The sequence below is a fragment of the Dactylosporangium siamense genome (assembly GCF_016862795.1).
Lineage (GTDB): Bacteria > Actinomycetota > Actinomycetes > Mycobacteriales > Micromonosporaceae > Dactylosporangium > Dactylosporangium siamense.
This window is the reverse complement of sequence record NZ_BONQ01000025.1, coordinates 61,482-84,644: the sequence shown is the minus strand read 5'-3', so window position 1 is coordinate 84,644 and position 23,163 is coordinate 61,482. Positions and strand designations below refer to the sequence as shown.

22 protein-coding genes are annotated in these 23,163 nt (G+C 71.6%); 8 read left to right on the top strand and 14 right to left on the bottom strand.

Annotation, left to right across the window (positions count from 1 at the left end):
• Window positions 1-465: 465 nt before the first annotated feature.
• Both hutI and hutH read left to right on the top strand, forming a co-directional pair.
• Entirely contained in the window at window positions 466-1,635 is a 1,170-nt protein-coding gene (hutI, locus tag Dsi01nite_RS08390; protein ID WP_203845474.1) for an imidazolonepropionase, read from the top strand.
• Window positions 1,632-3,152: a histidine ammonia-lyase gene (hutH, locus tag Dsi01nite_RS08385; protein WP_203845473.1), complete on the top strand. Its 1,521-nt coding sequence runs from the start codon at window positions 1,632-1,634 to the stop codon at window positions 3,150-3,152. The genes hutI and hutH overlap by 4 nt, the downstream gene beginning before the upstream one ends.
• 564 nt (window positions 3,153-3,716) lie before the next feature.
• Here the strand turns inward: hutH and rdgB are convergent.
• The 6 genes from rdgB to Dsi01nite_RS08355 form a co-directional block, all read right to left on the bottom strand.
• On the bottom strand, window positions 3,717-4,313 hold the full coding sequence (gene rdgB / locus Dsi01nite_RS08380; protein ID WP_203845472.1) for an RdgB/HAM1 family non-canonical purine NTP pyrophosphatase: 597 nt from the start codon (window positions 4,311-4,313) through the stop codon (window positions 3,717-3,719).
• Entirely contained in the window at window positions 4,310-5,038 is a 729-nt protein-coding gene (gene rph, locus Dsi01nite_RS08375) for a ribonuclease PH (protein ID WP_203845471.1), read from the bottom strand. The genes rdgB and rph overlap by 4 nt, the downstream gene beginning before the upstream one ends.
• Window positions 5,039-5,052: 14 nt before the next feature.
• Window positions 5,053-5,886, bottom strand: coding sequence for an SGNH/GDSL hydrolase family protein (locus Dsi01nite_RS08370; protein ID WP_203845470.1), 834 nt, complete (start codon window positions 5,884-5,886; stop codon window positions 5,053-5,055).
• Window positions 5,883-7,079: a glycosyltransferase gene (locus tag Dsi01nite_RS08365; RefSeq protein ID WP_203845469.1), complete on the bottom strand. Its 1,197-nt coding sequence runs from the start codon at window positions 7,077-7,079 to the stop codon at window positions 5,883-5,885. The genes Dsi01nite_RS08370 and Dsi01nite_RS08365 overlap by 4 nt, the downstream gene beginning before the upstream one ends.
• Window positions 7,076-8,227, bottom strand: a complete 1,152-nt coding sequence (locus Dsi01nite_RS08360) for a glycosyltransferase family 4 protein (RefSeq protein ID WP_203845468.1) — start codon at window positions 8,225-8,227, stop codon at window positions 7,076-7,078. Before Dsi01nite_RS08360 ends, Dsi01nite_RS08365 begins: the two co-directional genes overlap by 4 nt.
• Window positions 8,228-8,293: 66 nt before the next feature.
• Window positions 8,294-9,046, bottom strand: a complete 753-nt coding sequence (locus Dsi01nite_RS08355; protein WP_203845467.1) for an MBL fold metallo-hydrolase — start codon at window positions 9,044-9,046, stop codon at window positions 8,294-8,296.
• A 343-nt stretch (window positions 9,047-9,389) separates the two neighbouring features.
• On the opposite strand from Dsi01nite_RS08355, the gene Dsi01nite_RS08350 reads away from it, so the two are divergent.
• Window positions 9,390-9,740, top strand: a complete 351-nt coding sequence (locus Dsi01nite_RS08350) for a hypothetical protein (RefSeq protein WP_203845466.1) — start codon at window positions 9,390-9,392, stop codon at window positions 9,738-9,740.
• 52 nt (window positions 9,741-9,792) lie between these two features.
• On the opposite strand, the gene Dsi01nite_RS08345 is transcribed toward Dsi01nite_RS08350, so the two are convergent.
• From Dsi01nite_RS08345 to Dsi01nite_RS08320, 6 genes are all read right to left on the bottom strand, one after another.
• Window positions 9,793-10,743: a PLP-dependent cysteine synthase family protein gene (locus Dsi01nite_RS08345; RefSeq protein WP_203845465.1), complete on the bottom strand. Its 951-nt coding sequence runs from the start codon at window positions 10,741-10,743 to the stop codon at window positions 9,793-9,795.
• Window positions 10,744-10,748: 5 nt separating this feature from the next.
• Window positions 10,749-11,060 (bottom strand): MoaD family protein, encoded by a 312-nt coding sequence (locus Dsi01nite_RS08340; protein ID WP_203845464.1) that lies wholly within the window; start codon window positions 11,058-11,060, stop codon window positions 10,749-10,751.
• A 66-nt stretch (window positions 11,061-11,126) separates the two neighbouring features.
• Window positions 11,127-11,618 carry a M67 family metallopeptidase gene (locus Dsi01nite_RS08335; protein ID WP_203845463.1) on the bottom strand — a complete coding sequence of 164 codons (492 nt, stop codon included), beginning with the start codon at window positions 11,616-11,618 and terminating at the stop codon, window positions 11,127-11,129.
• Between the two features lie 68 nt (window positions 11,619-11,686).
• Complete coding sequence (locus Dsi01nite_RS08330) at window positions 11,687-12,208, bottom strand: DUF2017 domain-containing protein (protein WP_203845521.1); 522 nt, start codon at window positions 12,206-12,208, stop codon at window positions 11,687-11,689.
• Window positions 12,184-12,480 carry an ATP-dependent Clp protease adapter ClpS gene (clpS, locus tag Dsi01nite_RS08325; RefSeq protein WP_033366007.1) on the bottom strand — a complete coding sequence of 99 codons (297 nt, stop codon included), beginning with the start codon at window positions 12,478-12,480 and terminating at the stop codon, window positions 12,184-12,186. The genes Dsi01nite_RS08330 and clpS overlap by 25 nt, the downstream gene beginning before the upstream one ends.
• Before the next feature lie 15 nt (window positions 12,481-12,495).
• Window positions 12,496-13,989 carry a dynamin family protein gene (locus tag Dsi01nite_RS08320; RefSeq protein WP_203845462.1) on the bottom strand — a complete coding sequence of 498 codons (1,494 nt, stop codon included), beginning with the start codon at window positions 13,987-13,989 and terminating at the stop codon, window positions 12,496-12,498.
• A 160-nt stretch (window positions 13,990-14,149) separates the two neighbouring features.
• Here Dsi01nite_RS08320 and Dsi01nite_RS08315 point away from each other — a divergent pair, with 160 nt between their 5' ends.
• From Dsi01nite_RS08315 to Dsi01nite_RS08295, 5 genes are all read left to right on the top strand, one after another.
• On the top strand, window positions 14,150-16,774 hold the full coding sequence (locus Dsi01nite_RS08315; RefSeq protein WP_203845461.1) for a LuxR C-terminal-related transcriptional regulator: 2,625 nt from the start codon (window positions 14,150-14,152) through the stop codon (window positions 16,772-16,774).
• A gap of 14 nt (window positions 16,775-16,788) precedes the next feature.
• Window positions 16,789-18,075 carry a nicotinate phosphoribosyltransferase gene (locus tag Dsi01nite_RS08310; RefSeq protein WP_373318743.1) on the top strand — a complete coding sequence of 429 codons (1,287 nt, stop codon included), beginning with the start codon at window positions 16,789-16,791 and terminating at the stop codon, window positions 18,073-18,075.
• A complete protein-coding gene (locus Dsi01nite_RS08305; RefSeq protein WP_203845459.1) occupies window positions 18,072-18,644 on the top strand; it encodes an isochorismatase family protein in 573 nt (190 codons plus the stop codon). The genes Dsi01nite_RS08310 and Dsi01nite_RS08305 overlap by 4 nt, the downstream gene beginning before the upstream one ends.
• A gap of 213 nt (window positions 18,645-18,857) precedes the next feature.
• Window positions 18,858-19,235, top strand: a complete 378-nt coding sequence (locus tag Dsi01nite_RS08300) for an STAS domain-containing protein (RefSeq protein WP_203845458.1) — start codon at window positions 18,858-18,860, stop codon at window positions 19,233-19,235.
• Window positions 19,236-20,007: 772 nt separating this feature from the next.
• Window positions 20,008-20,283: a hypothetical protein gene (locus tag Dsi01nite_RS08295; protein ID WP_203845457.1), complete on the top strand. Its 276-nt coding sequence runs from the start codon at window positions 20,008-20,010 to the stop codon at window positions 20,281-20,283.
• A gap of 577 nt (window positions 20,284-20,860) precedes the next feature.
• On the opposite strand, the gene ctaD is transcribed toward Dsi01nite_RS08295, so the two are convergent.
• Window positions 20,861-22,597, bottom strand: a complete 1,737-nt coding sequence (ctaD, locus tag Dsi01nite_RS08290; protein ID WP_203845456.1) for an aa3-type cytochrome oxidase subunit I — start codon at window positions 22,595-22,597, stop codon at window positions 20,861-20,863.
• Window positions 22,598-22,724: 127 nt separating this feature from the next.
• Window positions 22,725-23,048, bottom strand: coding sequence for a hypothetical protein (locus Dsi01nite_RS08285; RefSeq protein ID WP_203845455.1), 324 nt, complete (start codon window positions 23,046-23,048; stop codon window positions 22,725-22,727).
• Window positions 23,049-23,163 lie beyond the last annotated feature (115 nt).

Below are 23,163 nucleotides of genomic sequence, written 5' to 3'. Positions count from 1 at the left end.
ACCGGCAGCCCCCGCCGGACCACCGCCCACCACACCGCCCCAAGCCACACCACGAGGCACGGCACCGCCATCTCCCGCAGCACGCCGGGCTGGCCCACAAGCCGCAGGACCGTCCCCGCTCGCTGTCCCACAGACCGCGCCTCTACCGGCGACGGCACCACCCCCCAGCGGACCCTTGTCTGCCACGCAAGCCGCACGCCTGTCGGCGGCGCACCACGCGGCCCCGGCGGCACAACAGACAGCCCCGGCCACAGCAGCGCACGACGTAGCCCCAGCGGCGCAGCAGACGACCCCCGTCACCACGGCGCACGACGCGCCCCCGGCAGCACAACAGACGGCCCCAGCCACGGCAAAGCAGCAGACGGCCCCAGCCACGGCAAAGCAGCAGACGGCCCCAGCCACGGCGGCGCGGGACGCGGTAGTGCGGGCGGCGGCGGGTGGCGGGTCGTTGATCGGTGGGCAGCGATGAGGTCGATGCTGGTCACCAACATCGGCGAGCTGGTCACGTGCGTGCCGGGGTTCGGTGACGGGCCACTGGGCATCCGCCGGCAGGCGGCGCTCGTCGTCGACGACCGCAAGGTGGCGTGGATCGGGCGGGCCGCGGACGCGCCGCCGGCGGACGCGCGGGTCGACGCCGGCGGGGGTGCGGTCCTGCCGGGGTTCGTCGACAGCCACGCACACCTGGTGTTCGCCGGGGACCGGGCCGCGGAGTTCGCCGCTCGGATGGCGGGCGAGGCGTACACGGGCGGGGGGATCCGCACGACGGTCGGCGCGACCAGGGCCGCCGACGACGAGCAGCTCCGGACCAACGTGGCGCGGCTGCGGCGGGAGGCGCTGCGGCAGGGCACCACGACCATGGAGATCAAGTCCGGATACGGGCTGACCGTGGCGGACGAGGCCCGGTCGCTGCGGATCGCGCGGGAGTTCAGCGCCGAGACGACGTTCCTCGGGGCGCACGTGGTTCCCGCCGAATACGCGGGGCGCACCGACGACTACGTCAGCCTCGTCTGCGGTCCGATGCTGTCGGCGGCGAGGTCCGCCGGGGCGCGATGGATCGACGTGTTCTGCGAGCGGGGCGCGTTCGACGCCGATCACTCCCGCGCCATCCTGACCGTCGGCGCCGCCGCCGGGCTCGGCACCCGGGTCCACGCCAACCAGCTGACGGCCGGGCCGGGGGTGCGGCTCGCCGTCGAGCTCGGTGCGGCGTCCGCGGACCACTGCACGCACCTGACCCCGGCCGACGTGGACGCGCTCGCCGGGTCCGCGACCGTGGCGACGCTGCTGCCCGGCGCCGAGTTCTCGACCCGCTCGCCGTATCCACCGGCGCGGGCGCTCCTCGACGCCGGTGCGACCGTCGCGCTCGCCACCGACTGCAACCCGGGATCGTCGTACACGACGTCGATGCCGTTCTGCGTGGCGCTCGCGGTTCGCGAGATGGCCATGACACCGGCGGAGGCGGTGCTCGCGGCCACGACCGGCGGCGCCACCGCGTTGCGCCGCGACGACGTCGGGCGGCTGCGGCTCGGCTCGCGGGCGGACCTCGCGATCCTTGACGCGCCGTCGTATCTGCACCTGGCGTACCGGCCGGGCGTACCCCTGATATCCACCGTCATGCTCAATGGGGAGCTGGTTTGATCACCGTCACCGCTTCAGGCATCACCCCCGCCGACCTCATCGCGGTCGCCCGGGGCAACGCGCGGGTGACCCTCGCGCAGGACGCGCTCGACGCGATGCGCACCAGCCGGTCGATCGTCGACGCCATCGAGCGCGACGGCCGGCCGGTCTACGGCGTGTCCACCGGGTTCGGCGCCCTCGCCAACACGTTCATCGCACCGCAACGGCGCGCCGAGTTGCAGCACGCGCTGATCCGCTCGCACGCGGCCGGCATCGGCGCGCCCATGCCGCGGGAGGTGGTCCGGGCGATGATGCTGCTGCGCATCAGGTCCCTGGCCATGGGACGTTCCGGGGTACGCCCCGAGATCGCCACCGGCCTCGTCGACCTGCTCAACGCGGACATCACGCCCTGGGTGCCGGAGCACGGCTCGCTCGGGGCGTCCGGGGACCTGGCCCCGCTCGCGCACTGCGCGCTCGTGCTCATCGGCGAGGGCTGGGTCCTCGCCAAGGACGGCGCCCGCATCAGCGCCGCAGACGCCGGGGTCAATCCCCTGCAGTTGTCCTCGAAGGAGGGCCTCGCGCTGATCAACGGTACCGACGGCATGCTCGGCATGCTGCTGCTGGCGATCGCCGACGCGGCACACCTGTTCACGATGGCCGACGTCACCGCCGCGCTGTCGATCGAGGCGATGCTCGGCTCCGACCGGCCGTTCATGCCGGAGCTGCACACGATCCGGCCCCACCCCGGCCAGGCCGCCTCCGCGGCGAACCTGCACCGCCTGCTGCAGGACTCCCCGATCATGGACTCGCACCGCGACGACCTCGAGCACGCCGTGCAGGACGCGTACTCGATGCGCTGCGCACCGCAGGTCGCCGGCGCCGCCCGGGACACACTCGAGTTCGCGAGCACCGTCGCGGCCCGGGAGCTGCTGTCGATCGTCGACAACCCGGTCGTGCTCCCCGACGGGCGGGTCGAGTCGACCGGCAACTTCCACGGGGCGCCGCTGGGGTTCGCCGCCGACTTCCTCGCGATCGCGGCGGCCGAGGTCGGCGCGATCGCCGAACGCCGGGTCGACCGGATGCTCGACGTGTGCCGGTCACGGGACCTGCCGCCGTTCCTCACCCCCGACGCCGGTGTCAACTCGGGACTGATGATCGCGCAGTACACGGCCGCGGGCATCGTCGCGGAGAACCGGCGCCTCGCGTCACCGGCCAGCGTCGACTCGCTGCCGACGTCGGGCATGCAGGAGGACCACGTCTCCATGGGCTGGGCCGCGACCCGTAAGTTGCGCACCGTCCTGGACAACCTGTGCAGCATCCTCGCGGTCGAGTTGCTCTCCGCGGTCCGGGGCCTCCAGCTCCGCGCCCCGCTGACCCCGTCCGTCGCCGGCCGCATCGCGATGGCCGCCGTCGAGCGGCACGCGGGCCAGCCGGGTCCGGACGTCTTCCTCGCCCCGGTGCTGGAGTCGATGCGCGCCACGGTCTCGGGCCGCGACCTGCTGGCCGCCATCGAACGGGAGGTCGGCACCCTGGCCTGATCCCCGCTCCCAGCCGCGCCCTTGCGGGACACAGGGCTCAGCCATCGCCGGTGGAATGCACGACGGCTTGGCCCCCGCTCGGCTGCGTCGAAGCCCCTCCGGACGGCTCAGGCCGCCGTTGATCCACGGACGGGATCGACGGACAGTTCCGGTCGTCCGCGCGACCGGAGCCGTCCGTCGATCACCGGCACGCGGACGAGCGACGGACGGGAACTGCCCCTCGACCACCGGCACGCGGACGAACGACGAGCAAACCCGTCCCCGACCACCAGCACGCGGACGAACGACCGGCAGCAACCGCCACCAACGCACGGACGAACGACGAGCAGAAACCGCCCGTCGACCATCAGCACACGACGAACAACCAGCAGCAACCGCCACCAGCACGCGGACAAACGACCAGCAGCAACCGCCCGTCGACCATCAGCACACGACGAACAACCAGCAGCAACCGCCACCAGCACGCGGACAAACGACCAGCAGCAACCGCCACCGGCACGCGGGCGAACGACGAGCGGGGACCGCCCGTCGATCACCTGCGTGCGGACGAGCGAGCGGGAAGCGTCAGAGCGTGGCGGCCAGGGCGCGGAAGGCCTTGCCGCGGTGGCTGATGGCGTCCTTCTCCGCGGGTGGGAGTTCGGCGGTGGTCAGGTCGTAGCCCTCGGCGACGAAGATCGGGTCGTAGCCGAAACCTCCGTCGCCGCGGGGGGCTCTGATCAGGCGGCCGCGCATCTCGCCGCGGTGGACCGCCTCGCGGCCGTCGGGCCAGACGATGGCGGCGGCGCAGACGAAGGCGCCGCCCAGGTGCTCGTCGGGGACGTCGGCGATCTGGGCGAGGACGAGGCGGAGGTTGGCGCCGTCGCGGTCGGGGGTGCCGCTGGGCAGGCCGGACCAGCGGGCGCTGAAGACGCCTGGCATGCCGTTGAGGGCGTCGACCGCGAGGCCGGAATCGTCGCCGACGCTGGGCAGGCCGGTGATGGACGCCGCCTCGCGGGCCTTGAGCAGCGCGTTGTCCTCGAAGGTGAGGCCGGTCTCCGGCGACTCCGGGTAGGGCGGCACGTCGTCGAGGCCGACGAGCGAGACGTGCGGCGCGGCCTCAGCGAGGACGCGGCGCAGCTCGACGAGCTTCTTCTGGTTGCGGGTCGCGAGCAGCAGCTTCATCCGGCGATCGCCTTCTGCTGGAGGGCGGTCAGCTCCGCGCAGCCGAGGGCGCCGAGGTCGACGAGCAGGTCGAGCTCGGCGCGGGAGAAGACGGCCTGCTCGCCGGTGCCCTGGACCTCGACGAAGTCGCCGGTGCCGGTGCAGACGACGTTCATGTCGACGTCGGCGATGACGTCTTCCTCGTAGCAGAGGTCGAGGCGGGGCTCGCCGGCGATGATGCCGACGCTGACCGCGGCGACGGAGCGGTGCAGGACCTGCGCGGGCTTGCCGGCGAGCTTCTTGTTGGCGGCCAGGAAGCCGACGGCGTCGGCGAGGGCGACGTAGGCGCCGGTGATGGCCGCGGTGCGGGTGCCGCCGTCGGCCTGCAGGACGTCGCAGTCCAGGACGATCGAGTTCTCGCCGAGCGCCTTGAGGTCGATGCAGGCGCGGAGGCTGCGGCCGATGAGGCGGGAGATCTCGTGGGTGCGCCCGCCGATCTTGCCCTTGACGCTCTCGCGGTCGTTGCGGGTGGTCGTGGCGCGGGGCAGCATCGCGTATTCGGCGGTGAGCCAGCCCAGGCCGGAGCCCTTGCGCCAGCGGGGCACCCCCTCGGTGACACTGGCCGTGCACAGGACCCGGGTGTTACCGAACTCGACGAGCACGGACCCCTCCGGGTGCATGCTCCACTGGCGGGTGATCGATACGGGTCGAAGTTGATCTGCTGCGCGAGCATCCGGTCGAGCCATGCCGTCCAGCCTAGTCAAGCGACCCGGTCGGACAGCGGCAGCCCCGCAGGCGAGGCGGTGGGGAACCCCGCGGGCGAGGCGGTGGGGAGCCCCGCAGGCGAGGCGGTGGGGGTGCGCAGTTCGGCGTACGCGAGGCCGAGCAGGCCCGGCAGCAGGTCCGTCGAGCGGCGGATCATCCAGCGGGTGCCCTGGGTCGCCATCCACCAGGCCTGCGCGGCGCGGGTCGGGGGTGGGCTGCTCGGCGACGGGTCCGGGCGGTTGCCGATGCCGGGGCCGAGGCGGGCGGCGAGCAGGTCGAAGAACGAGCAGGCGAGGAAGCGGTGACCGCGTTCGCTCGGGTGGAGCCGGTCGACGCTCCACATGCGGCGGTCGTACGAGTCGGAGTGGCCGGCCGCGTCGAAGTGCACGGTGCGGTGGCGGTCGGCGACAAGGTCGGCGGCGGCGTTGAGGTCGCGCATCCGGCGGGCGAGGGGACGGGCCAGGGGTCCGGGCAGCCCGAACATGCGGCCCGGGTCGGGCAACCGGATGGTGAGGACCTCGGCGCCGCCGGCGCGCAGGGCCGCCACGGTGCGCTCCAGGTTCGCCGCGACCCGCGCCGGGTCGAACGGGCTGCGCAGCGTGTCGTTGGTGCCGACGAGGACGGCGGCGATGTCGGGGCGCAGGTCGAGGGCCCGGGGCAGCTGCCCCGCGACCACGTCGGCGGTCTGCGCGCCGCTGTCGGCGAGGTTGTGCAGGCGGGCACCGAGCGCGGCGGCGAGGATCTGGGCCCACCCGCGCCAGGAGCCGTCGGGCAACCGGTCGCCGAAGCCGACGGTGGTGGAGTCACCGAGCGCGACGAAGACGGTCACGGCACACCGGCCGGCAACGACGACGCCGCCCCGTGAACGGCCACAACACCGGCCGGCAACGACGCCGCCGCCCCGTGAACGGCCACAGCACCGGCCGGCAACGACGGAGCCGCCCCGTGGACGCGGAGGAACCCCGCGACCGCGACGGGCCAGGAGAACCGCATGGCGCGGTCGCGGGCGACCAGCCGGCGTTCGGAGGACGGCAGCGCGAGCACCTGCTGTACCCCATCCGCGAAATCCGAGTGAACGGCCGCACCGGCGTCTCCGACCACCTCGGGGAGGGCCGACTCGGCGGACACCACGACCGGCGTCCCGCACGCGAGGGCTTCGAGGGCCGCCAGGCCGAACGTCTCGATCGGGCCGGGAGCGAGGACCACGTCGGCGGTCGCCAGGAGGGTGGCGACGGCGGTGCGGTCGGCGACGAACTCGGTGAAGTGCACCGCGTGGCCGGCGGCCTGCTCCTGCAGCCGGGGCCGCAGCGGGCCGTCGCCGGCCACGACGAGGACCGCGTCGACGCCCCTGGCACGCAGCGCGATGAGCGCCTCGACGGAGCGTTCGGGCCGTTTCTCGGTCGACAGCCGCCCGCAGTGCACCAGCAGCACCTGGTCCGGGGTCGCGAAGCGCGCCCGCACCGCGGCGGACGATCGCGAAGGGTGGAAAAGATCAAGATCCACGCCGAGTGGTACGCGCACAAGGTTGCCCGCACCGATCCGGTCGAACTCGGCGGCGGCCCAGGCGGTGGTGCACAGGACCTGGTCATAGGCGCGGTGGCTCCGGGCGTTGAGCAGGTCCGCGCACGCCGCACCGGCCGGCCCGGCGAAGCTCAGCAGGCCGGCGAGGCTCTCGTGGGACACCATGACCGCGGGGATGCCCCGGTCGCGGGCCCACCGGCCGGTCCAGCGCAGCGTGAACCGGTCGGAGACCTCGAGCCGGTCCGGCTGGAGCCGGTCCAGCAACCGGGCGAGCCGGCGCCGGTGGATGAGCACCCGGTAGCCGCCGGTGCCGGGCACGACCGGGCCGGGCAGCGTGATCACCCGGCCCTGCGCGTCCGACACGTCGGAGTGCGCCTCTCCGGGCACGATCAGGATCGACTCGTGCCCGGCGGCGACGTACCCCTCGCCTAGGGCGCGAAGGGCGGTGCGGAGGCCGCCGGAGCGGGGCATGACGAAGTTCGCCAGGCGCACGATCCTCACGCAGACACCGCCGGCACGGCCGTCGCCCCGGACAGGGGCAGCACGTCGGTGTAGTGCCGGATCAGTTGGTCGCCGACGGCCGCCCAGCTGCGGGAGGCGACGGCGACCCGGGCCGCGAGACCCATCGCCTGCCGCCGCTCGGGTTCCGCGGCCAACCCCGCGACCGCGTCGCGCAGCGCGAGCGCGTCGCAGGGCGGCACGAGGATCCCGGTGCGGCCGTCGTCGACCAGGTCGAGGGGGCCGCCCTGAGCGGGCGCGACCACCGGCACGCCCGATGCGAGCGCCTCCTGAACGGTCTGGCCGAACGTCTCGAACGGTCCGGTGTGCGCGAACACGTCCAGGCTGGCGAAGATCCGGGCGAGCTGGTCACCCCGGCGTTCGCCCAGGAAGACCGCGCCGGGCATGGCGCGTTCCAGGGCCGGGCGGGCCGGTCCGTCGCCGACCACCACCACCCGGACGCCGGGGATGCGGCTGACCGGGGCGAGGAGGTCGACGCGCTTCTCCACGGCGAGGCGGCCGACGTATCCGACGAGCACGGTCCGATCGGCGCCGAGCAGTGCCCGGCGGAGGCCGTCGCTACGGCGGCCGGGGTCGAAGCGGGCCGCGTCGACGCCGCGGCGCCACAGCCAGACCCGTTCGATGCCGTGGCTGTGCAGGGCGGTGGCGGCCGCGGTCGACGGTGCGAGGGTCCGGTCGGCGGCGTTGTGGATGCGGCGCAGCCAGCGCCACGCGGCCTGCTCGCCGAGGCCGGAGTGGTAGTACAGGCGGGCGTACGCGGGCACGTCGGTCTGGTACACCGCGACCGTCGGCAGCCCGAGCGACGCGGCGACCGTCATGCCGCGGGCGCCGAGCACGAACGGGCTGGCCAGGTGGACCAGGTCGGTGCGGTGGGCGCGCAGGGCGGCGGCCAGGCGGCGGCTGGGCAACCCTAGGCGGAAGGTCCCATAGCCGGGGGTGGCGACCGAGGGGACCCGGATGATCTCGTACGGGAAGGCGCCGGTGACCGACCGCGCCCCTGAGGAGGGCTGAGGTGCGATCACGAGCGGCTCGTGGCCACGCGCGACGAGGTGTTCGGCGACCCGGACGACGGAGTGGGCGACGCCGTTCACATCGGGCGGGAACGATTCGGTGACGATCGCGATCCGCATGCCGTCACCATGGGGGCGGAGACCGTGCGGGCGGCCACCATCGACTGACGAATCGGCAAACGCTGCCTAAATGTCGTACCTCGCGCCTGGTCGGACGATGTCGATCGGCCCCTCGAACGCGGCCTGCGCGGCCTCCAGGGTGAGCGCCTCGCTCCCCCACGCCGGCACCAGGTGCGTCAGCAGCAGCCGCCCGACCTCCGCCTTCGTGGCGTGTTCCGCCGCCTCGCGCCCGGTGAGGTGCAGGTCCGGCGGGTTGTCGGCGCCGTCGAGGTAGCTCGCCTCGCACAGGAACAGGTCCGCGCCCTGGGCGAGGCGGATCAGCTGGTCGCAGGCGGCGGTGTCGGCGGAGTACGTGATGACCCGGCCCTCGTGCTCGATGCGCACGCCGTAGGTCTCTATGGGGTGGTTGACCCGGTCGACGGTGACGTGGAGCGGCCCGATCGGGAAGCTGCCCGGCTGCAACGCGTAGAACGTGTAGACGTCGCTGATCGCCATCGGCTCGTTCTCCCCGCCGTACGCGGCCGAGATGCGCTCGGGCGCGGCGACCGGCGCGTAGACCGGCAGCGGCGGCAGCGGGCCGGACGGCGCGTAGCGCCGGGCCACGATGTAGGAGCACGCGTCGAGCATGTGATCGCAGTGCAGGTGCGTCAGCAGGATGGCATCGACGTTGTACAGGCCTGAGAACCGCTGCAGTGTCGACATCGACCCGGGGCCGAAGTCCACCAGGAGCCGGAATCCGTCCGCCTCGACGAGATACGCCGAGCAGGGCGCCTCGGGACCCGGGAAGCTGCCGGCGCAGCCGAGAACGGTGAGCCTCATGCTTCCCCCAACAACAACGCCAAGACGTCGTCTCCCATCGCTCTGGTCACGTCGCCGCGCCAGTGTGGATCACGCCGGTCAGGTGAGGATAGTTCGTGACCCCGGGGCGCCGGATGACGGCACCTGCACAACAACCGGGCGTGGACGGACGCCACCGGCGGGGGTTGCCCGGCCGGTTGCTGCCGATGGGCAAGTCCGTCACGTGGCGCAGCCTACGCCGGACTGGCAGGCAAGGCTGAACGATCGGACGGCAGATGTCGCCAACGTGACAGGGTTGCGTGACGCCTCACGCCCGGGCTCGTTGAGATTCGTAAGCCACCAAACGACCCCCGCAGGAGTGGACGTGCCCGTTGACGTGTCCAGGACGACCAGGCGGCTGCGCCGGCACCTTCCCGACGCCTTCCGGCTACCGACCGAGCGGGACCCCTCGCCGGAGCCGCGTCACCTGGCCGCCGTGTGCGGCTGGGCGGCGGTGCTCGGCCTGGGCGGGATGGCGGTGGCGCTGCGGGCGTTCGTCGGGCTGGTCAGCGCGTCCCGGGCCTGGTACGCGCCGACCGTCACCGTCATCGGGCTGATCGGGCTGACGTGCACGATCGCCGCGTTCGCCAGCGTGCACAAGCGACGGCTGCCCTTCGCGCTGCTGGGCACCGCGTCGGTCAGTCTGGTGCTGGGCTGGATCGTGACCGGGCTGTAAGGCCCAGGTCGAGGTAGGTGTCGGCGCCCGGGGCTCCTACCTCGACCCAGGCTTACGCCCAGAGTTGCCCGTCGAGGGCGCTTTCCGCGTCGGCGAGGGTGCCGCCGTAGGCGCCGGTCGACAGGTACTTCCAGCCGCCGTCGGCGACCAGGAACACCACGTCGGCCCGCTTGCCGGCCTTGAGCGCCTGGTGGGCGACGGCGAGCGCGGCGTGCAGCACCGCGCCCGCGGAGAAGCCCACGAACATGCCCTCGACCTCGACCAGCTGCCGGGTGCGCAGCACCGAGTCGCGGGTGCCGACGGAGAAGCGCCGGGTGAGGACCTTCGCGTCGTACAGCTCCGGCACGTAGCCCTCGTCGAGGTTGCGCAGGCCGTAGACCAGCTCGCCGTATCGTGGCTCGGCGGCGATGATCTCGATGTCCTCGACCTTCTCGCGCAGGTAGCGCCCGACGCCCATCAGCGTGCCCGTGGTGCCGAGCCCGGCCACGAAGTGCGTGATGGTCGGCAGGTCCCGCAGGATCTCCGGACCGGTCGACTCGTAGTGCGCCCTGGCGTTGGCCTCGTTGCCGTACTGGTAGAGCATCACCCAGTCCGGGTGCTCCGCGGCGATCTCCTTCGCGACCGCGACGGCCCGGTTGGACCCGCCGGCGGCCTCCGAGAAGATGATCTCAGCGCCATACATCCGCAGCAGCGTGGTCCGCTCGGCCGACACGTTCTCCGGCATGACGCACACGAGGCGGTAGCCGCGCAGCTTGGCCACCATGGCGAGGGCGATGCCGGTGTTGCCGCTGGTCGGCTCGATGATCGTGTCACCGGCGCGGAGGCGGCCCGCTTCCTCGGCCGCCTTCACCATCCACAGTGCGACCCGGTCCTTCACGCTGCCCGTCGGGTTGCGGTCCTCGAGCTTGGCCCACAGACGGACCTCGGGACTCGGCGAAAGCCTGGGCAACCCGACGAGCGGCGTGTTTCCGCACGCCTCGAGCACGGACTCGTAGCGCGCCACGAAGATCAGCCCCGCAGTGCGTGGGCGGCCGCGAACGCGAACGCGCCACCCGCCACGGCGGGCAGGATCGTCACCGAGTCGCCGTCGTTGAGCTTCGCGTCGAGCGCGCCCAGGAAGCGGACATCCTCGTCGTTGACGTAGACGTTGACGAAGCGGTGCAGGCCGCCCTCCGGCGTCAGCAGGCGGGCCTTGATGCCCGAGTGCCGGCTGTCCAGGTCGGAGAGCAGGTCGGCGATGGTGTCACCAGCGCCCTCGACGGTCTTGGCACCGCCGGTGTAGGTGCGCAGGATGGTCGGGATGCGAACCTCGATAGCCATGATCATTTCCTCTTGTGTACGAGCGGCGAACAGGACGACTGGATACGGTGCGACGGCAGGCGGCGATCAACTGCCTGCGCGACACTCGTAGTCGACGGTCGTCGGGCTCTGCCCGAAGAGATATGACTGGACGGCGTGTGAGTCCACGACTGCATTAACTACCTGAACCGGCTCTTCGGTGACGGCTCCGTCCACGATGCGGAACGACCTGATCTCGGTCCGCTCGGGATCCCTGGTCGAAACCAGCAGATAGTGGGCATTCGGCTCACCGGCGAACGACACGTCCGTCCGGGACGGATACGCCTCGGTGGCGGTGTGCGAGTGGTAGACGATCACCGGCTCCTCGTCGGCGTCGTCCATCTCGCGCCACAGCCGCAGCTGCTCCACCGAGTCGAACTCGTAGAACGTCATCGAGCGGGCCGCGTTGGCCATCGGCACGTGCCGGGTCGGGCTGTCCGAGCCGGCCGGACCCGCGACGATCCCGCACGCCTCGTCGGGGTGATCCCGCCGGGCGTGCGCAACGATCGCGTCGAGGATCGCGGCGTCGATGGTCAGCACGCCCACAGCCTACCGAAACCTGAGCGCAACTCGCTCGTGACCGACCTCACCACGTGAGTGCGCCGGCCTCACCCCATGAGCGCGCCGACCAGGCTCTCCTGCAGATACGTCAGATACTGGTACACCGAGAGCTGCCCGACACGCGCCGACGTGGGGTCCTTCAGGATCGCCTCGTCCAGCTCCTCCTCGACGTCGACGTCATCGTCATCGATGCCGAGCCGGGACCCCAGGGTGAGCCGCACGTCGGTGAGGGCGCGCAGCCAGGCCTCGGCCTGCTCCTCGTCGAGGGCCACCTCGCCACCCTCGACCGGGAGCACGTCCAGCAGCAACGCGGCCTGCTCCAGCTTCGCCGAGCGCAGGTCGTCCTCCAGGTAGCGCCGCAACTCCTCGGACGCGGAGGCGTCGTTGCGGTACATGTCCGGGAAGAGCCGCGTGATCACCGGATCCGTGCGGTCGAACCCCTCCGACAGCAGCGTGATGACCTCGAGCATGACCTCGTTGAGCACGGCCGCCTCGGCCGGCCCGAACCGGGCGACGCACACGGTGCCGTTCCGGACGAACATCGTCACGATTTGTCCACCGTCGCCCAGAGCCCGTAGGCCTGCAGCCTGGAGGCGTCGTACTCCATCTTCTCCCGGGGACCGCTGGAGACGATCGCCTTGCCCTTGTGGTGCACATCGAGCATGAGGCGCTCAGCCTTCTCCTTGCTGAATCCGAACAGTTTCTGCAGGACCCAGGTCACATAGCTCATGAGGTTGACCGGATCGTTCCAGACCACGGTCACCCACGGACGGTCGGTCTCGGGCACCTCGTCAGCCTCGAGACGGGTCTCTTCGATCGGTACGACCTGCGGCGCCGCCATACCAACATGGTGCCATCAAGCGAGCAGCACGCCATGGTCGACCGCGTCCCCACCGATGATGAGCAGCGCCTGACGCAGTCCGGCGTAGCGCTCGCCCAGCTCGTGACCCACTTCGACCTCGATCTCGCGCAGTGCGTGTTGCAACCAGCGGCGGCAGTCCTTCTTGTCGGCGTGCTTGGGCGGACCGCCCGGGGCGACCTTCGGCTGCCACAGCGCGTAGCAGCTGGCGTTGAGGGCGATGCCCAGCGAGGGGAGCACCTGGTCGGCGGGTTCGGCGCCGCCGACGGCGGAGAGGTTGTCCACGGCCGTCGCACCGGCCACCGAGGCCACCGCCGACGTGGCGGTGAGCAGCAGCGCGTGGTTGCGGTCGCGGTCGTCCTCACGCAGGGAGTCCACCGTGCGGCGGGCGGCCGCGGCGACCCTGGCCAGGACCACCTCGTCGGGCGCGGTGTCCAGCAGCTCGGTGAAGACCGCGCCGATCGCCTCGCGGGTGTCGGCGTGCAGCTGGCGGGTGGTGCGCACGGACAGCGCGTGCAGCTCCCGGTCGAGCACGTGCGGCAGCTCCGGGCAGCCCTTGCCCGAGCCGAGCTCCTGCACGCACCGCACGTGGATCGTCGCCAGATCGATCGAGACCCGCTGGACCGCGGCGACCCGCCGGTTGGCGATCTCGCGCTCGAGCAGGTCCTGCCACTCGTCGCCGGCGCCGGAGACGGTCGCGGCGGCGACCCCGACCGGCGCGGGCCGCGCCTCGGCCCAGGTCTCCAGCTCGTGGCGCAGCTCGGCGACACCGAAGACCGCGTCGGGGTCCAGCGACACCGGGAACCAGGGCGCGGCGGCCAGGATCTGGCCGCGGGAGGCGAGCAGCGCCCGGTTGGCGACCAGCATCTCCGGCCAGGTGTCGTGCTGGTCGATGCGGGTCAGCACGAACGCGACCCGCTCGACCCGCTCCACGGCGGCGGCGAGCAGGTCCAGGTCGGCCCGGGCCAGCGGGGCGGCGGCGTCGACGACGAACAGCAGCCCGAGGCCCCGCTCGGCCGCGTCGAGGATGATCTCGGCGTTGGCCGCGTCCAGGCCCCCGCTGCCGGGCGTGTCGACCAACGCGACGCGCTTGAGCAGGCTCGCCGGGTGGGTGATCTCGATGCGCCGGGCGGGACGGGTCGGTCCGGGACGCGGGTCGCGCTGGGTGGGGACGAAGGCGCCGACGACCGTGCGCGGCTCCCGGTGCCCGGGGACGAACGCCCTGGTCTCGGGCTTGTCGCCGTGCCGGTAGACCAGCCAGGCGTCACCGGCCGGGACCGGTTCGGCGCGCCGGATCAGCGCGTTGAGCAGTGCCGTCTTGCCGCTGCGGGGCGAGCCGGCGATCACCGCGTAGCTGCGGGCACCCGAAGCGGAACGGGGCTCCGCCTGTCGATGACTCCTGCTGCCGCGGACCGGCATGGCGGACACTGGACCCCCGGGCGTCGTGACTGTCAGATCGATCAGCGGCGCCTGCATGATCCCAGACCCCATGTGCGACCTCCTTGTGCACGGGCCGGTAAGCATCGGAACGCTACGTGAACAGCCACTTACGGAGGCAGTACTCCGGCTACTCAAACGGGTCCGAACGCACTACTCAAGTTCGTGCTTCGGCGGGTACGCGCAGTAATCGAGCTATCGATATGCTGCGACGGTGCCCCCCTGGAGCTTTGTCGGTCGAAACGCTGAACTGGTCCGTCTCTCCGAGGCAGCCACCGGCTCAACCGGTCGCGGCTTAATTCTGGGCGGCCCGCCAGGCATCGGCAAGAGCCGATTGCTGCGTGAGGGCGTCAACGCCCTTGACCAGGACCGGCTCGCCGTCTGGACCGCGACGGCCAACGCCGCCACGGCGGGTCTCCCGCTCGGCGGGCTGGCCCAGGTGCTGCCGCCCGACCAGCCGGCGGGTGGCTCGCCGGCCGGCCTGCTGCGCTGGGCCGTCGACGCGCTGCACCGCCAGGCCGCCGGCCGGCCGATCGTCGTGGCGATCGACGACGCCCATCTGCTCGACCCGCTGTCCGCCGCCCTCGTCTACTACGTGGCCCGGTCCGAGAACGCGACGGTGATCGGCACCGTGCGCACCGGCGAGCCGGTGCACGACCCGATCAGCGCCCTGTGGAAGGACGACCTGGTCGAGCGGATCGAGCTCACCCCGCTGACCCTGCAGGAGACCTCCGACCTGCTGCTGCAGGTGCTCGGCGGCCCGGTCGACTCGGCCTCCGTCGACCGGCTCCAGCAGCTGTCGCAGGGCAACGCGCTGCTGCTGCGCGAGCTGGTCATCGCCGCGCACGCCAGCGGCGAGATCATCGAGAGCTACGGGATGCAGCGCTGGACGGGCAAGGTCGACCTCGCCCCGACGCTGACCGAGGTCGTCGACGCCCGCATCGGCAAGCTCACCCCGCAGGAGCGCGCCGTGCTGGAGCTGGTGGCGTTCGGTGAGCCGATCGGCCTGCCGCTGCTGGTCAACGCCACCGACCTGAACACCGTGGAGACCGCCGAGGAGCGGCAGCTGATCCGGGTCGTCGTGGAGGACCGGCGCACCACGGTCCGCCTGGCCCATCCCCTGTACGGCGAGGTCGTGCGCCGCCGCTGCCCGGTCACCCGGGTCCGCCGGCTCCTCGCCGACCTGGCCACCCTCGTGGAGAGCAGCGGCGCCCGGCGCCGCGACGACCTGCTCCGCGTCGCCGTGTGGCGCCTGGACAGCGACACCGCCCGCGACCCGCAGCAGCTGCTGATGGCGTGCCGGCTCGCGTTCGCCACCTACGACATGGCCCTGGCCATGCGGCTGGGCAAGGCCGCCCTCGCCGCCGGCGGCGGGTTCGACGCCGCGGAGACCCTCGCGACGATCCTCATGTTCGTCAACATGCCCGAGGAGGCCGTCGCGATCCTCGACGCCAACGAGGAGCAGACCGTCGACGAGTCCCAGCGCAGCCGGTGGCTGGCCATCCGGCACATCACCGCGCAGTGGGGGCTCGGCGACACGGGCACCATCGAGGACATCAACCGGCAGGCGTACAAGCTCAACGACCTGCGCGAGCGTTCCCTGGTCCTGGCCGTCGAGTCGACGATGCGGCTGCACCGCGGCGACAACGCGCAGGCGCTGACCCTGGCCCGCCAGGTCCTCGACAGCGCCGCCAGCGCACCCGGCCCCCGGGCCCTGGCCCGCAGCAACATGGGCCAGCTCCAGGCGATGCGCGGCACCCCGGTGCAGACCGTCAAGGCGATGGCCGCGATCGACGCCGAGGCCGCCCAGTGGCGGGCCGAGGTCCCCTACATCCAGCTCGGCATCGAGCTCGCCCGCGGCACCGCGATGATCCTCGCCGCCGACCTCGAGGCCGTCGACGCGATCGTCGCCGCCGAGTTCGCCGGCATGGCCGACGCCGGCAACTTCAACATGGGCTCGGGCTATCTGCAGATCGTCCGCGCCCAGGCGGCCCGGCTCCGCGGCCGGCTGCCCGAGGCCGCCCGCGCCGCGGCACAGGCGTGTGCCGCCCTGGCCACCGGGAAGGTCTTCGTCGCCCTCGCGCACGCCGAACGCGCGCACGTCGCCGCCCTCACCGGCGACGGGCCCGCCGCCGCCGAGGCCTTCGCGATCGCCGAGAGCTCCCACTACCGCTCCATGGAGTGCCTGTACCCCTGGCTCGAGGAGGCCCGCGCGTGGGTCGCCGTCGCCTCCGGTGACCTGTCGACCGCCGCCGAGGTGCTCCGGCTGCTCGCGGCGCGCACGCGCAGCGACGGGTTCGCCGCGCACGAGATGTTCGCGCTGTACCACCTGGGCCGGCTGGGCTTCGCCGGCGAGGTCTGCGACCGGCTCGACGCGCTGTCGCACAGCGTCGAGGGCCGCACCGCCCCCGCGATGGCCTGGCACATCCGCGCGATCGCCGGCGAGGACGGCGGCAGCCTCCTGGCCGTCGCCGAGGAACTCGCCGATCAGGAGCTCAACCTGTACGCCGCGGAGGCCGCCGCCGGCTCCGTCACCCTGCTGCGGGGCATCCGCTCCCCGCAGACGCCGCGGGCCGCGCAGCGCCTCGCCGAGCTGCGCACGCTGTGCCCGACCGCGGTCACGCCCGCGCTGGTCGTGCCGCAGCCCATGCTCACCGGCCGGGAGCGGCAGATCGCCCGGCTCGCCGCCGCGGGTGTCCCCTCGAAGGAGATCGCGGACCAGCTGTACCTGTCCTCCCGGACCGTCGACAACCACCTCATGCGGGTCTACGCCAAGCTCGGTGTGACCGGTCGCGCAGAACTGGCCGCGGCCCTGCGCTCGCTGCCCCCGGAGGAGTGAATAGTCTTGGTGGCGTGACGAGTAGCGCGCTGCTGACCGACCATTACGAGCTGACGATGCTGTCGGCGGCGCTGCGCGACGGCACCGCGTCGCGCAGCTGCGTCTTCGAGGTGTTCGCCCGCCGCCTGCCGACGGGGCGGCGCTACGGCGTCGTGGCCGGCACCGGACGGCTGCTCGCGCATCTGGCCGACTTCCGGTTCGCCGCGGCCGAGGTCGAGTTCCTGCTCGACCGCGGGATCGTGGACGCGCCGACGGCCGAGTGGCTGGCGGCGTACCGGTTCACCGGCGACATCGACGGCTACGCCGAGGGCGAGCTGTTCTTCCCCGGCTCGCCGATCCTCACCGTCAGCGGCACGTTCGCCGAGTGCGTGGTCCTCGAGACGCTGATCCTGTCGGTCCTCAACCACGACAGCGCGATCGCCGCCGGTGCGGCCCGCATGGTCACCGCCGCCCGCGGCCGCTCCGTGATCGAGATGGGTTCCCGCCGCACCCACGAGGAGGCCGCGGTCGCAGCGGCGCGGGCCGCGTATCTGGCCGGCTTCGCGTACACCTCCAACATGGAGGCGGGCAGGCGCTATGCCATCCCGACGACCGGCACCGCGGCGCACGCCTTCACGCTGCTGCACGACACCGAGCAGGCCGCGTTCGCCTCGCAGGTGGCCACGCTCGGCAAGCAGACCACGCTGCTGGTCGACACGTATGACATCGCTCAGGGCATCCGCAACGCGATCGCGGTCGCCGGCCCCGACCTGCGCGCCGTGCGCATCGACTCCGGCGACCTGTCCGTCCTCGCCGCGCACTCCCGGGCCCTGCTCGACTCCCTCGGCGCGACCGAGACCCAGATCATCGTCTCCGGCGACCTCGACGAGTACGCGATCGCCGCCCTGGCCGCCGAGCCCGTCGACGCGTACGGCGCCGGCACCGCCGTCGTGGTCGGCTCCGGCGCCCCGACCGCCGGCCTGGTCTACAAGCTGGTCGAGGTCGACGGCCGGCCGGTGGTCAAGCGCTCCGAGAACAAGGGCACCGTCGGCGGCCGCAAGACCGCCGTCCGCCGGCACAAGCCGACCGGCACCGCCACCGAGGAGGTGGTCGTGTCGATGGGCACCCCCGCCCCGGAGCCCAACGACCGCGCGCTGCAGCGGGCCTTCGTCCGCGGCGGTGCGCTGGTGCCCGACCTGCCCGACCTGGCCGCCTCCCGCGAGCACCTGCGCCAGTGCCTCATCTCGATCCCCTGGGAGGGGCTGAAGCTGTCCGCCGGCGACCCGGCGGTTCCCGTCCAGATGCTTGGGGGCTCCGCATGACTCGCGCCTTGGTGATCGTCGACGTCCAGAACGACTTCTGCGAGGGCGGCTCCCTGGCCGTCGGCGGCGGCGCCGGGGTCGCGGTCGCGATCTCCGCCGCCGTGGCCGCCGGCTCCTGGGACCACGTGGTGGCCACCCAGGACCACCACATCAACCCCGCCGGGCACTTCGGCGACCCGCCGGACTACGTCAACACCTGGCCCGTGCACTGCGTGGTCGGCACCGGCGGCGTTGATCTCCATCCGTCACTGGACGTATCCCACGTCGAGGCCGTGTTCACCAAAGGTGAGTACACCGCGGCGTACTCGGGCTTCCAGGGATCCTCGTCCGGCGTCGACCTCGCGTCCTGGCTCCGCGCCCGATCGGTCACCGCCGTCGACGTGGTGGGCATCGCCACCGACCACTGCGTGCGAGCGACCGCGATCGATGCCCAGCGCGCGGGATTTGTTACATCTGTGCTGCTGAACCTGACCGCGGGGGTCGCCCGGCCAACCGTGGACGCCGCCCTTGATGAGCTGCGCGCCGCCGGGGTGACGCTCGTGGGTGAACCGGTCGTGGCATCAAGCTGACCATCCGGTGGATGGCACGTAACTGGACTTGCCGTGTAACAACCGACGTGTACCGTCATCCCGGCAAGCGGTTCCGCACCCGATGTGAGGACTTCTCACGTCACAACGTAAGGACCACCTACACGGAGCGTGGCGAAAAAGGGAAGACTTCGCTACGCTTGCGGGACCTCGAAGGGTCGTCCATGGTGGACGACTCAGCACCAGGAGGGTCACGTGAAGTTGTCGATCGAAAATCGTCCTTCAGATCAGCGGGAAGCACTGCTGAGCCTGAGCGGCGAAATCGACTATGAGACCGCTCAGGAGCTCCGCACAGCGGTGAGTTCAGTGCTCGACGGCAACATCGACACGCTCGTCATCGACCTCGCCGGCGTAACGTTCCTCGACTCCACCGGCATCGGCACCCTCGTGGTCGCCAAGCGCATCTGCCACAGCATGGGCGTCAAGCTGCACATCCGGCGCCCCAACCCGTTCATCGCGCGCCTCTTCGCGGTGGTCGGCGTCAGCGACATCCTCGGGGTTCCGATCCCGCCGGGCACCGTTTCCGGCCGGCTCCCCCAGCCCCGCGAGCGCGGCGTCACCCAGCCCGCCTGACCACGAAGGAAGACACGGTCCGGACCTTGGACCCCGCACGTCCAAGGTCCGCGCTGCCGCTCTCCATTCTGGTTCCCGGGGTACCGGCCGGCCCGTTACGGCCCGCAGCGATCCACTGAACGCTTCCTAGGCCCCATCCCGCATGCCTGCCCACCGCGCACCCTGACGCCATCTCCGATACCTCCGCACTTGCACCGATTCACCCGGAAGCGTGAATCCGGTCGACGCCGTGCCGGACCTCGAACATCGTTCGGCTGGTCGCGGGATCCGCTCTTGGTGGCCGACCTCAAGACGTGGACCCGGGACGCAGCGGACTCCCCGGCCGGGCACCCGCTTACCTGCCGTGATCGCACCGGGCCTTCGTCGCCCCAGTGCCGGCGCTTGTAGGTGATCGAAGACCGAGACCGGTCGCCCGGGAGGCTGTTGCGGATTGACATTGCGGCGGGCTGGCCGGGGTCCTCGGTCCGGTGGTTCCGGCAGCCCTCGGTCGTGCCGTGCGGTCGCGTCCACGGAGGTGGTGTAGGGCTGTGCGGGCCCGCCCGCTTCAGGCAGCCTGATGGCAGACCCGCTGCACTTCGGCCCACACCGCCGTTCCGTGCTGTGGCCCCGCGCACGCGGCCGTGACACCTGCTCACGGCTGGATCGAAGTCGTCCCGTGGCCCGCCGGGACGACCGGTCCGCACCGTCGAGCCGTGCGGAGCCTTGTCCAGCGGGCGGTGACGCGACAAGCGGAACGATGTCCAGGGTCGGGGGCCCGGGGATGCTTCCGGTTGTGGAGAAAGTCCGGCACACGATCCGGCGCTGCCGAGGCCCCGGGATCAGCCTGTTCGCCTGCTTGTTCCCCCGCCGGGAGCCGATCTTCCTGGTGATCGAAGTCGCGGGCTGGCTGTCCGCATCGCCCGTGCACAACCTCGATCTGCCCGCCCGACCGCTCGACCCCGCGCGGCAGGCGACGGTCTGGGCGACGCACGTCGCGAGCGGTCACCGTGCCGGCACCGACCGAGGGCCCGGGACGGGACATCGCGCGGATGTCCGCCGGGAAGCGTGAAGGGTGTGAGGGGGCATGCGGACGCCTCCCGCCCTTTCACCGAGACGCGGCAGCGGATGCGACGGATCGTTCGTGATCCAAGGCGCCACCCGGCCACTCGAACACCACGACAGCGGACACGACCCCACACGTCGCCGGCTTCGAGAAGCAACCCGCAAGATCGACAGACCCTGGCGCGGGCGTATCCGCGCCCCGATCTGGGCTATGTGTCCGAAGTTCCTGCCGCCCGGCGGTGTGGCATTACCGACCGGCCATGCAGCCCTTGTCGCACTGCCGGGTGCGTTGCGGTCCGTGGGTGCCGGTCGTCCAGACCTTCAAATATTCGCCCACACGGCGGCGGACTTTCGTGGCACCACGCGGCCAGGCGACAGGGTGGCGTGGGCATGGCCCGTGCCGTGGTCGCGGTGATCCCAGGCCAGGCCCGAATCCACCGGGTCGTTTCAGCGACGGTGTGGCAGCACCCGAATGACGACCAGGAGCGGCGAACCACAAGGCGCGACAGAAAAAAGCGAGCCCCGGCCTCCCGCGGCCTGGAACGGTGGCCTTGGGAGATCGGGGCTGCTCGGGGTCGAACTGGTCAGCGCTGTTCCTCGTAGGTGGCGCCGCCGTCGGCCTCATGGCTCAAGGGGCGGGCACCGCCGGGCGGCGGAGCGTCCAGGGAGTGACCTGGGGCGTGGGCCGGGAAGCGGGCGTCGAAGGCGGGGCGCTCCGAGCGGATGCGGGGCATGCTGTCGAAGTTGCGCAGCGGGGGCGGGCAGGAGGTGGCCCACTCGAGGGACATGCCGTGGCCCCACGGGTCGTTGACCTCGACGACGCGGCCGGTCTTGTAGGACTTCCACACGTTCCAGAGGAAGGGCAGCGTGGAGAGGCCGGTGATGAACGAGCCGATGGTCGAGATCGTGTTCAGCGTGGTGAAGCCGTCGGACGCCAGGTAGTCGGCGTAGCGGCGGGGCATGCCCTGCGTGCCGAGCCAGTGCTGCACCAGGAACGTGGTGTGGAAGCCGATCGTGGTGAGCCAGAAGTGGACCTTGCCGAGCCGGTCGTCGAGCATGCGGCCGGTCATCTTCGGGAACCAGAAGTAGATGCCGGCGTAGACCGCGAAGACGATCGTGCCGAAGAGCACGTAGTGGAAGTGGGCGACCACGAAATACGTGTCCGAGACGTGGAAGTCGATCGGGGGGCTGGCGAGCAGGACGCCGGAGAGACCACCGAAGAGGAAGGTCACCAGGAAGCCGATGGCGAAGAGCATCGGTGTCTCGAAGGTGATCTGGCCGCGCCACATGGTGCCGATCCAGTTGAAGAACTTCATGCCGGTCGGGACGGCGATGACGAAGCTCAGGAACGAGAAGAACGGCATGAGCACTTGACCGGTCGCGAACATGTGGTGGGCCCACACGCTCATCGACAGGGCACCGATCGCGATGGTCGCGCCGACGAGGCCCTTGTAGCCGAAGACGGGCTTGCGGCTGAAGACCGGGATGACCTCCGTGATGATGCCGAAGAACGGCAGCGCCACGATGTAGACCTCGGGGTGGCCGAAGAACCAGAACAGGTGCTGCCAGAGCATCGCGCCGCCGGTCTCCGCGTCGTAGACGTGGGCGCCGAGGCGGCGGTCGGCCTCCAGGGCGAGCAGGGCGGCGGCCAGGATCGGGAAGACCATGATGACCAGGACGCTGGTGACCAGGATGTTCCACGTGAACATCGGCATGCGGAACATGGTCATGCCGGGCGCCCGGAGGGTCAGCACGGTGGTGATCATGTTGACGGCGCCGAGGATGGTGCCGAGGCCGGAGAGGACCAGGCCGACGATCCACAGGTCGGCACCGACGCCGGGCGAGTGGATGATGCTGTTGAGCGGGGCATAGGCGAACCAGCCGAAGTCCGCGGCGCCGCCCGGCGTGATGAAGCCGATCAGGGTGATCGATCCACCGAACGCGTAGAGCCAGTAGGCGAACGCGTTGAGCCGGGGGAACGACACGTCCGGCGCACCGATCTGCAGCGGCGTGATGTAGTTCGCGAAGGCGAACACGATCGGCGTCGCGAAGAACAGCAGCATGATCGTGCCGTGCATCGTGAACAGCTGGTTGTACTGCTCCGGGGAGAGGAACTGCAGACCCGGCCGGGCCAGCTCGGCGCGCATGAGCAGCGCCATGAAGCCGCCCACCATGAAGAACACGAACGACGTGATGAGATACATCAGGCCGATCTGCTTCGCGTCCGTGGTGCGCAACAGCCGAGCGAACGCCGAGCCCTTGACCGGCTGATGCACCGGCCAAGGCCTGGTGACGATCGGCTTTGGTGCAACGGTGGTCACGAAAGGCCTCCTGAGGCTGTTGAACCCGCTGGCGAGCCAGCTCCGCGAGGTGCCCGCACGATCAACACGTCACCTCGGAGGCAGAATAGTCTCCCGCTCCGACACAAAAACGCTGGGGGCACAAGACCTACCGGGTAGCAGGCACCGAGCCTCCCGCCGCGCCGAGGTTGAAGGTGATGGCGCCCGCGGCGATCGCGGCCAGCACCAGAAGGACGATGCCCCAGAAGATCAACCGGTCGGCCGCGGTCGGCTCCTTCCAGACGCTCGCGAGGCGAGCTCCCACCGGCACCGGGGTGGGTTCAAAGGCCGCATCGTCCGCGTCCGCGACGAGCGGCGCCGCGACGGGCGCGGGTGTCCGGGCCGGAAGAGCCCGGAGCAGGATCAGGGTCGCGCCGGCGAGCACCAGCAGGACGCCCAGGACAGTGATGATGACGGCTATCCAGTCACGCATGCCATGCAGGCTAGGAGATCCACGCAGGTCACACCAGAGCCGTCACCGCAGTGATCTCCCGCGTGACGGCCGGTGAAATTTACAGTCGAAACGCCGGTGGTGAAACCTGGCGGCA

Excerpts from the sequence above, each read along its gene's own strand:
- Dsi01nite_RS08285 (WP_203845455.1), bottom strand. The coding sequence starts at position 23,048 with ATGCGTGACTGGATAGCCGTCATCATCACTGTCCTGGGCGTCCTGCTG.
- hutI (WP_203845474.1), top strand. The coding sequence starts at position 466 with ATGAGGTCGATGCTGGTCACCAACATCGGCGAGCTGGTCACGTGCGTG.
- Dsi01nite_RS08355 (WP_203845467.1), bottom strand. The coding sequence starts at position 9,046 with ATGAGGCTCACCGTTCTCGGCTGCGCCGGCAGCTTCCCGGGTCCCGAG.
- Dsi01nite_RS08340 (WP_203845464.1), bottom strand. The coding sequence starts at position 11,060 with ATGGCTATCGAGGTTCGCATCCCGACCATCCTGCGCACCTACACCGGC.
- rph (WP_203845471.1), bottom strand. The coding sequence starts at position 5,038 with ATGGCTCGACCGGATGCTCGCGCAGCAGATCAACTTCGACCCGTATCG.
- Dsi01nite_RS08320 (WP_203845462.1), bottom strand. The coding sequence starts at position 13,989 with ATGGGGTCTGGGATCATGCAGGCGCCGCTGATCGATCTGACAGTCACG.
- Dsi01nite_RS08360 (WP_203845468.1), bottom strand. The coding sequence starts at position 8,227 with ATGCGGATCGCGATCGTCACCGAATCGTTCCCGCCCGATGTGAACGGC.
- Dsi01nite_RS08305 (WP_203845459.1), top strand. The coding sequence starts at position 18,072 with ATGACTCGCGCCTTGGTGATCGTCGACGTCCAGAACGACTTCTGCGAG.
- clpS (WP_033366007.1), bottom strand. The coding sequence starts at position 12,480 with ATGGCGGCGCCGCAGGTCGTACCGATCGAAGAGACCCGTCTCGAGGCT.
- rdgB (WP_203845472.1), bottom strand. The coding sequence starts at position 4,313 with ATGAAGCTGCTGCTCGCGACCCGCAACCAGAAGAAGCTCGTCGAGCTG.